The 7,728-nt window shown below is 66.2% G+C and carries 5 protein-coding genes and 1 pseudogene; 4 read left to right on the top strand and 2 right to left on the bottom strand.

The window, feature by feature from the left end; genetic code table 11:
- Positions 1-151 precede the first annotated feature (151 nt).
- Positions 152-979: a crotonase/enoyl-CoA hydratase family protein gene (locus tag VMJ11_RS27130; protein ID WP_325623543.1), complete on the bottom strand. Its 828-nt coding sequence runs from the start codon at positions 977-979 to the stop codon at positions 152-154.
- 123 nt (positions 980-1,102) lie between these two features.
- Here VMJ11_RS27130 and VMJ11_RS27125 point away from each other — a divergent pair, with 123 nt between their 5' ends.
- Complete coding sequence (locus VMJ11_RS27125) at positions 1,103-1,696, top strand: plasmid fertility inhibition factor family protein (RefSeq protein ID WP_325623539.1); 594 nt, start codon at positions 1,103-1,105, stop codon at positions 1,694-1,696.
- A gap of 162 nt (positions 1,697-1,858) precedes the next feature.
- Here the strand turns inward: VMJ11_RS27125 and VMJ11_RS27120 are convergent, their stop codons facing one another.
- A complete protein-coding gene (locus tag VMJ11_RS27120) occupies positions 1,859-2,863 on the bottom strand; it encodes a LysR family transcriptional regulator (RefSeq protein ID WP_325623537.1) in 1,005 nt (334 codons plus the stop codon).
- A 586-nt stretch (positions 2,864-3,449) separates the two neighbouring features.
- Between VMJ11_RS27120 and aspT (VMJ11_RS27115) the strand changes: the two genes are divergently transcribed.
- From aspT (VMJ11_RS27115) to VMJ11_RS27105, 3 genes and pseudogenes are all read left to right on the top strand, one after another.
- Positions 3,450-5,132, top strand: coding sequence for an aspartate-alanine antiporter (gene aspT, locus VMJ11_RS27115; RefSeq protein ID WP_325623535.1), 1,683 nt, complete (start codon positions 3,450-3,452; stop codon positions 5,130-5,132).
- Between the two features lie 174 nt (positions 5,133-5,306).
- Entirely contained in the window at positions 5,307-6,992 is a 1,686-nt protein-coding gene (gene aspT / locus VMJ11_RS27110; protein ID WP_325623541.1) for an aspartate-alanine antiporter, read from the top strand.
- 134 nt (positions 6,993-7,126) lie between these two features.
- A pseudogene (locus VMJ11_RS27105) lies at positions 7,127-7,728 on the top strand (bifunctional aspartate transaminase/aspartate 4-decarboxylase); the annotation flags it as partial.

Raw genomic sequence — 7,728 nt, 5'->3', positions numbered from 1 at the left:
TCGATCCGTCGGCATGCGAACTCTCCCGTGATGCGGCATCGGGGAAGGGGGCGCCAGGGCGGTTCGTCTGAGGATTGCCGCAAGACGCAACGAGGCTCGACGTCATGGCGAATGGCGGCAGACGCAGGATTGGCGGCGGCGCGGGTCAATTTCAATGTAGTGGGTCGCGCCCGCGCCTGCAAGAATCGAGCGCTTCGCCGTGACGACCTTCGCCGGCCGCGAAGCGCGCGGCGTACGCGAGCCCCTCGTCGAGCACCGCGCGATAGCCTTGCTCGCCTTCGCGGCGCAGCGCCTCGGCGAAATCGGGCAGCGCACTGTTTTCGAGCGCCGAGCGGCGGTCCGCGAGCAGCGCCGCCTGCGGGAACGTTGCGAGTTGCGCGGCGAGCTGCTCGGCCGCCGCGCGCGCGCCGCCCTTGCCGACCACGCGGTTGGCGAGACCGAAGGCGAGGGCCTCCTGCGCATCGACGGCGCGCCCGGTGAGGATCAGATCGAGCGCGCGCGAGAGACCGATCAGGCGCGGCAGGCGCACCGTGCCGCCGTCGATGAGCGGCACGCCCACGCGGCGGCAGAACACGCCGAGCACGGCGTCTTCCTCGACCACGCGCATATCGCACAGCAGCGCGAGTTCGAGCCCACCCGCCACCGCATGGCCCGCCACAGCGGCGATCACGGGCTTGCTGAGCGACATGCGCGTGGGGCCGAGGGGGCCCGGGCCGCGGCCGTCGGCTTGGATCTCGTTGCGGCGTTCGGGGTCGGCGAGCGCCGTGAGGTCCGCGCCCGCGCAAAACGTGCCGCCCGCGCCATACAGCACGCCGGCCAGCCATTGCGCATTGGCCTCGAAGCGCGCGAAGGCGCTGGCGAGCGCATGCGCCACGGGCCTGTCGATGGCGTTGCGCCGTGCCGGACGCTCGAGCACGAGCGTGGCGATGCGGCCTTGCGCTTCGATGCGCACGTGCTCGCCGAAGGTCTCGATAGTCATGCCAGTCATGCGCGTTTCTCCTATGCGGCCTGCATGCGTCACAAAAATTTCATGATCCCGCCGTAGCTTGGTCCGGTTCTAATCTTATGGTCCGCGCCTTCACCCTGCATGCCATCGACGTCCATGTCCAGCCTCACATCTGTTTCGGATTCCGCGCCATCCCCTGTCCCTGGACCCTTGTGGATCGTCCCGTTGCCCGACCACCACGGGTATGACCATGTGCGCTTCAAGCGCGTCTTCACCGCCGATGGCACGCGCCATGAAGTGGTGATCGTCGATCTGCACAAACTGCTCGTCTGCGCCGATCGCGACGACACCGACTACGTGCTCAAGCCCGTCGACGACTGGCATTCCGGCAAGGTACGCGGCATTCGCGAGTTTCTCGACCCGGGCAACGAGCGCGTGCCGCAAATGCCCTACGTGACGATCTCGAAGCGCCGCGTGCCGGGCGTGGCAGGCTGGCTCGGTCTCGCACACGAGGGCGTGGTGGCGTTTCGCAATGGCCAGCACCGCGCCCGCTATCTCGCGTGGGCGGGGGCGCTGTGGCTGCCCGTCGAAGTGCACGAGCGCGAAGCGGTGCTCTTGCGCGAGATATGCGGCGCAGGCGAGGCGGCCTTGCCGGGTTCGCACGAGGAGCTAGACGGACACGAGGGGCGCGAGGGGCACGACGGGCGCGAGGGGCACGAGGGGCACGAGGGACACGCGCGCCGGTTCTGAGGTGCCCTTGCGCGCCGATCGATTGGCATTGGCGAGAATGGGGCGATGAACGAGTGGACCGGTGCATGTGCACAGAATGTTCGCTAACGCACCGGTCGCGCGCAGGAGGCGCGACTGATGCGTTGGCACGCACGCGCCGTTCGATCGGCGCCCAGTTGCCACTCAGCTGCCGTTCATCGCCTGAAGCTCGGCGCTGCCTGAGTTGACGTTCAATGGCCTGACGGGCGAGAGCATCGAGCCCGCCGAAGCGCTCACCGCGTTCGCGTTGCATGCCTGCTCGAAGTGCTCGACCGTGTAGTCGACAAAGCGGCGCGTCTTCGCCGGCAGATACTGCCGGCTCGGATAGACGATCGACATGCGCGCATCGGGTTCGTCGATCTCGTAGTCGGGCAAGAGCCGCCGCAAGGTGCCGGCGGCGAAGTCTTCGGCGACGAGCGGCGCGGGCACGATCGCCACGCCCATGCCCGCGAGCGCCGCGAGCCGCACCATCAGCATGTTGTTGACCGCGTAGCCGGGCTGCAGCGTGACCGGCTCCGCGCGCTCGCCGGGCTTGGCGAACTGCCACGTCGCGCTGCGTTCTTCGGGCGGCAGCGCCACCGCCGCATACTGCGCGAGTTGCGCGGGCGTGTTCGGTTCGCCGTGCTCCGCGAGCCAGGCCGGCGACGCGCAGGGTACGAAGGTCGTGGTGCCGAGCGCGCGCTCCACGAACTCGCCGTTCCTTGCCGGCGAGGCACCGACGATGCCCACGTCGAAGCCATCCTCCACGAGATCCACGGGCCGCTCGGCGAGCGTGAGGCGTACGCTCACGCGCGGATAGAGGCGCCGGTAGCCGTCGATGAGCGGCGTGAGCGCGGCGGGCGAGAGCGCGCCCGCGGCGACCACGCGCAGCGTGCCGCTTGGCTCGCTCTGCGTGTGCGCGACGGTGCTCTCCAGATGATCGAGCTCTTCCAGCACGCAGCGGCAGCCTTCCAGATAGCGCTGCCCTGCCTCGGTAAGCGAGAGATTGCGCGTGGTGCGGTTGATGAGGCGGATGTTCAGGTGCGCTTCGAGCATCGCGATCGAGCGCGTGACGAGCGCATTGGACACGTCGAGCTGCTCGGCCGCGCGACGAAAGCTCTGGGTTTGCGCAACCGTGACGAAGACGCGCATGGCGTGTATCTGGTTCATGTTTAGCCTCGCATGCTCAATGCATGGACCGGGTGAGGGACACGGCGACTGCCGACGGACGTGAGCGCCGACGCAGAGTCAAGCCTCGCTTGAGGCCTTTGCCCCTCGTATGCACGACGGCGATAACTGAACAAAAATCATATTGACAGTCTGTCGGAATTACAATATCTATCTCAAAAAGCGGCGCAATTTCGACGATGTGAAATATTCAGAATTCATCCGGCATGGGAATTGAATCAGGAATGCAATGTGCGCGTTCGCGACTTTCAAACGGAAATTGTGTTAGGAATAGTGTTTTTCGTGGCCGGGCACAAGTTCGCGAACGATTGAATTCGGTCGAATCTGACGGGATTTGTAACAGATTTTCCTTGTTTTTCAGTGGATTGTGAGACTTGCCGGCGGGGCATTCACGGCGGTTTAACAAAACGGAAATATGTGCGCCGTGATTTTATTGCTGCGCAATAGATATGTCGCATTGGCGTTGAGTAAGGGTTTGCATTGAGCATCCGTGTTATTTATGGTGCTTTTTCGCTGATTATTCCGAGCTGCTTTCGGGCTAACTAGTATGTAAATCGGCAGGCCAGACATGATCGTCGAATTGCTGAAGTCGCAACCCGAAATCGCCCTGTTCGTGAGCCTCGCGCTCGGTTATCTGATTGGCTCGATCCGCTTCGGGCCGATCGCCCTTGGCGGCGTGTGCGGCACGCTGATCGTCGCGCTCGTGCTCGGGCAGACCGGCGCGCGCATCGCGCCGGACCTGAAGAACATCGCCTTTGCGCTCTTCATCTTCGCGCTCGGGTTCACGGGCGGCCCGCAGTTCTTCGCCAACGTCGGGCGTGGCTGGCGCTACGGCATCCTGTCGGTCATCGAGATCGTTTCGGTCATGACGCTCGTCATGATCGCCGTGGTCGTGATGAAGCTCGACGCGGGTACCGCAGCGGGCCTGCTCGCGGGCGCGGCGACCGAATCGGCGGTGATCGGCACGGCTTCCGAGGCGATCACCAAGCTCGGCCTCGGCGACGCCCAGGTGCGCGCGCTGCAGGCGCATATCGTGACCGCCTATAGCGTGAGCTACCTCTTTGGCCTCATCACCATCGTACTGTTCACGAGCCAGGTCGCGCCGCTGATCCTGCGCGTGAATCTGCGAGAAGAGGCTGCGCGCCTGTTTCGCACGCTCGGCGGCGAGGGCGTGCTCGACGAGGGGCAGCGGCTCGCCCTGCCGCCGCTCGTCGGGCGCGCGTTCCAGGTGGGGCCGGCGGCCGGCACGGCCGTCGCGGCTTTCGAAGCTCGTTTCGGCAACAACATCACCATCGAGCGCGTGCTGCGCGAGGGCCGCCAGATCGACGCCGACGCGCAGTTCGTGCTGCAACCGGGCGACACCGTGTTCATCGCCGGGCGCCGCGAATCCATGGTCGAGGCTTCCGCCGGTCTCGGCGAAGAGGTGTCGGGCGAGGGCTTCGCCAAACTACTCGCGCAGCGCGTGGACGTGATGGTCACCCGGCGCGACGTCAACGGCATCACGCTCGCGCAAATGCGCGAGCGTGCCTCGCCGGAAGCGGGCCGCGGCATCTACGTGGGCGCGATCACGCGGCTCGACACCACGGTGCCCGCATTGCCCGGCACGGTCGTGCATCGCGGCGACGTGCTCACGCTGCTCGGCGCGCCGTCGGACGTGGCGCGCGGCGCGAAGCAACTCGGCTACGTGATCCAGCAGACCCAGAAGACCGACTTCGTCTATCTCGGCCTCGGCGTGCTGTTCGGCATGGTGATCGGGCGCTTCAGCGTGAACGTGGGCGGCGTCTCGCTCGTGCTGGGCACGGGCGGCGGGTGCCTGCTCTCTGGCCTCCTGTTCGGCTGGGCGCGCTCGCATTTCCCCGTGGTGGGCTCGCTGCCCTCCGCGGCCGCCCAGGTGCTCAAGGACTTCGGGCTTGCCACCTTCATCGCGGCAGTCGGCCTCTCGGCCGGCCCCGATGCCATCAAGCTCGTGCGCGAGTACGGTCTCGCGCTGCCGGCGGCCGGCATCCTGATGGTGCTGATTCCCGGGCTCCTTTCACTCTGGATCGGGCGCATGTTTCTCAAGCTCGAAGCGCCCATGCTGCTCGGCGCGATCGCCGGCCAGCAGTGCAGCACGCCGGCGATCAGTGCGCTCGTGGGCGTGGCGGGCAACTCGACTCCCGTGATCGGCTACACGATCACCTATGCTTTATCGAACATTCTCTTGCCGCTCATGGGACCCGTCGTGGTCGGGCTCGCGGCGAAGTTCGGCTGAGATCGGCGGGCAGGGGGACGGCGTCGGGCGCGTGTGCCTCAGCGTCCATTCGCGCGCCGGCGCCTGCGGCTTCGCGCGGCATGTGGTGTTGCGCGCGACCTCGCGCGGCAACACACGACGCTTGCCGGCCATCCTCAACAGCAACGGGCGGTTCTTTCCCAAAGCGAGGGCATGATGGAATGGCTACATGACATCTTTCACAAATCTCCGGAAATCGCGTTGTTTCTCTCGCTGGCGGTCGGCTACTGGATTGGCCAGATCAACTTCGGCAAGTTCCAGCTGGGCGGCGTGGGAGGGTCGCTCATCGCCGCCGTCGTGGTGAGCCAGGTGGGCGTGACGGTCGACAACGGCGTGAAGTCGGTGATGTTCGCCGTGTTCATCTATGCCGTGGGCTACGACTCGGGGCCGGGCTTCTTCAACTCGCTGAACCGCAAGACCCTGCGCGAGATCGCCATGTCCGTGTTCATGGCGCTCGCGGGCCTAGTCACAGTGCTCGTGTGCGCGAAGCTCTTTCATCTGAACAAGGGCCTCGCCGCCGGTCTCGCAGCGGGCGGTATGACGCAGTCGGCGATCATCGGCACGGCCGGCGACGCCATTGCGCGCCTCGGTCTGCCGGCCGACCAGGTGAAGGCCCTGCAGGCCGACGTCGCGGTCGGCTACGCCGTGACCTATGTATTCGGCTCGCTCGGCGCGATCATCGTCTGCGTGAACATCCTGCCGAAGTTCATGGGCCGCGGGCTCAAGGAAGCCTCCATGGACGTCGAGCGCGAGATGTCGGGCTCCGGCGGCTCCGCGGGGCCAGGCCAGGTTACCGCGCTGCCTGAGCTGTTCGGCCGCGTGTACCGGGTGGAGGCGGGCGCCGGCAAGACGGTCAAGCAGATCGAGCTGGCCGAAGGCGATTTCGTTGCGATCGAAAAGGTTCGTCGAGCGGGCAAGGTGCTCGACGCCACGCCCGAGTTCGTCCTGAGCCGCGACGACCTCGTGCTCATCGTGGGCCGGCGCGAGCAGATGGTCGAAGTGGCTACGCTCATCGGGCCGGAGGTGCCGGACTCGGGCGGCTTGAGCCTCGTGATGCAGACGCGCCAGATCGTCTTCACGGCCAAGGGCATGAACCACACGACGATCGCCGAAGTGCGCAAGAACGTCGATCGCGATCTGCGCCACGGCGTGTACATCGAGAAGATCGAGCGAGCGGGCCAGCCCGTGCCGCTCTTGCCGGAGACGAAGCTCGAGCACGGCGACGTGGTGACCGTGTACGGCACCGCCACCGACACGAAGCGCGCAGTCCAGGCCGCCGGCTACGAGCTCGCCTACAGCAACAAGACCGACTTCATCTACATGGGCGTGGGCCTCGTGCTCGGCTTGCTGATCGGCCTTATCGTCGTGAACGTGGCGGGCATTCCGCTCACGCTCGGCTCGGGCGGCGGGTGCCTGCTCGCGGGCCTCCTGTTCGGTTGGATGCGCGGCAAGCATCCGATGTACGGCGTGATGCCGCCTGCCGCCTCGCAACTGCTCAAGGACTTCGGGCTCGCGGCGTTCGTCGCGGTGGTGGGCCTGAACTCGGGCTTGCAGGCGGTCGTGACGATCAAGCAGAGCGGCGTCACGATCTTCCTGCTCGGCGTGGTCGTGACGCTCGTGCCGCTATTTCTCACGATGCTGTTCGGCCGCTACGTGCTCAAGTACAACAACGCGGCGATTCTCGCCGGCGCGCTGTCGGGCGCCCGCAGTGCGAACCCGGCATTCGGCGGCGTTCTCGACAAGGCGGAAAGCGCGGTGCCCACCGTGCCGTTCGCCATCACCTACGCGATCGCCAACGTGCTGCTCACGCTGCTCGGGCCGCTCGTGGTCGGTCTTGCATGACTTGAAGTCAGCGCGGGCCGCTCGCGTGCGGGCGGCCCGTCCCTCGATCCGTCGACATCGCGGGCCGGCGCGCGAGCAGGCACAGGCAAGCGCCACGCGCACGGCACGCGCAACGTCTTCCAATGGAGAGCACCATGGCAACGAAAGCTAAAGACAACGGCGCGAAGCAGAAGTCAGGTCTCGAAGCACTGAGCCCGTTCGAACTGAAAGACGAACTGATCAAGGCGGCAGGCGGCGGCGCGGCCACGCGCCCGGCCAATTTCTCGATGCTCAACGCGGGGCGCGGCAACCCCAACTTCCTCGCCACCATTCCGCGCCACGGCTTCTGGCAGTTGGGCCTCTTCGCCATGCGAGAGTCTGAGCGCTCGTTTGCCTACATGCCAGAGGGCGTGGGCGGTTTTCCGCAACGCCCGGGCATCGTCGAGCGCTTCGACCTGTTCGTGCGCGAGAACAAGGGGCAGCCTGGCATCGCCTTCCTCGCGGGCGCGGTGTCCTACGTAAGAGACCAGCTCGGCCTTTCGGCGGGCGACTTCCTCTACGAGATGGCCGAGGGCATCCTCGCCTGCAACTACCCGGTGCCGGACCGCATTCTCAAGCTCACCGAAATCATCATCGGCCAGTACCTGCGCCGCGAGATGATCGGCAAGCATCCGTTCGTCGGCGAGTTCGACGTGTTCGCGGTGGAAGGCGGCACGGCGGCCATGACGTACATCTTCAACACGATGCGGGAGAACTT

Origin of the sequence: Paraburkholderia sp., assembly GCF_035501035.1 — a bacterium.
GTDB lineage: Bacteria > Pseudomonadota > Gammaproteobacteria > Burkholderiales > Burkholderiaceae > Paraburkholderia.
The sequence above is the reverse complement of the archived record's forward strand: the minus strand, read 5'-3'. Positions and strand labels throughout refer to the sequence as shown.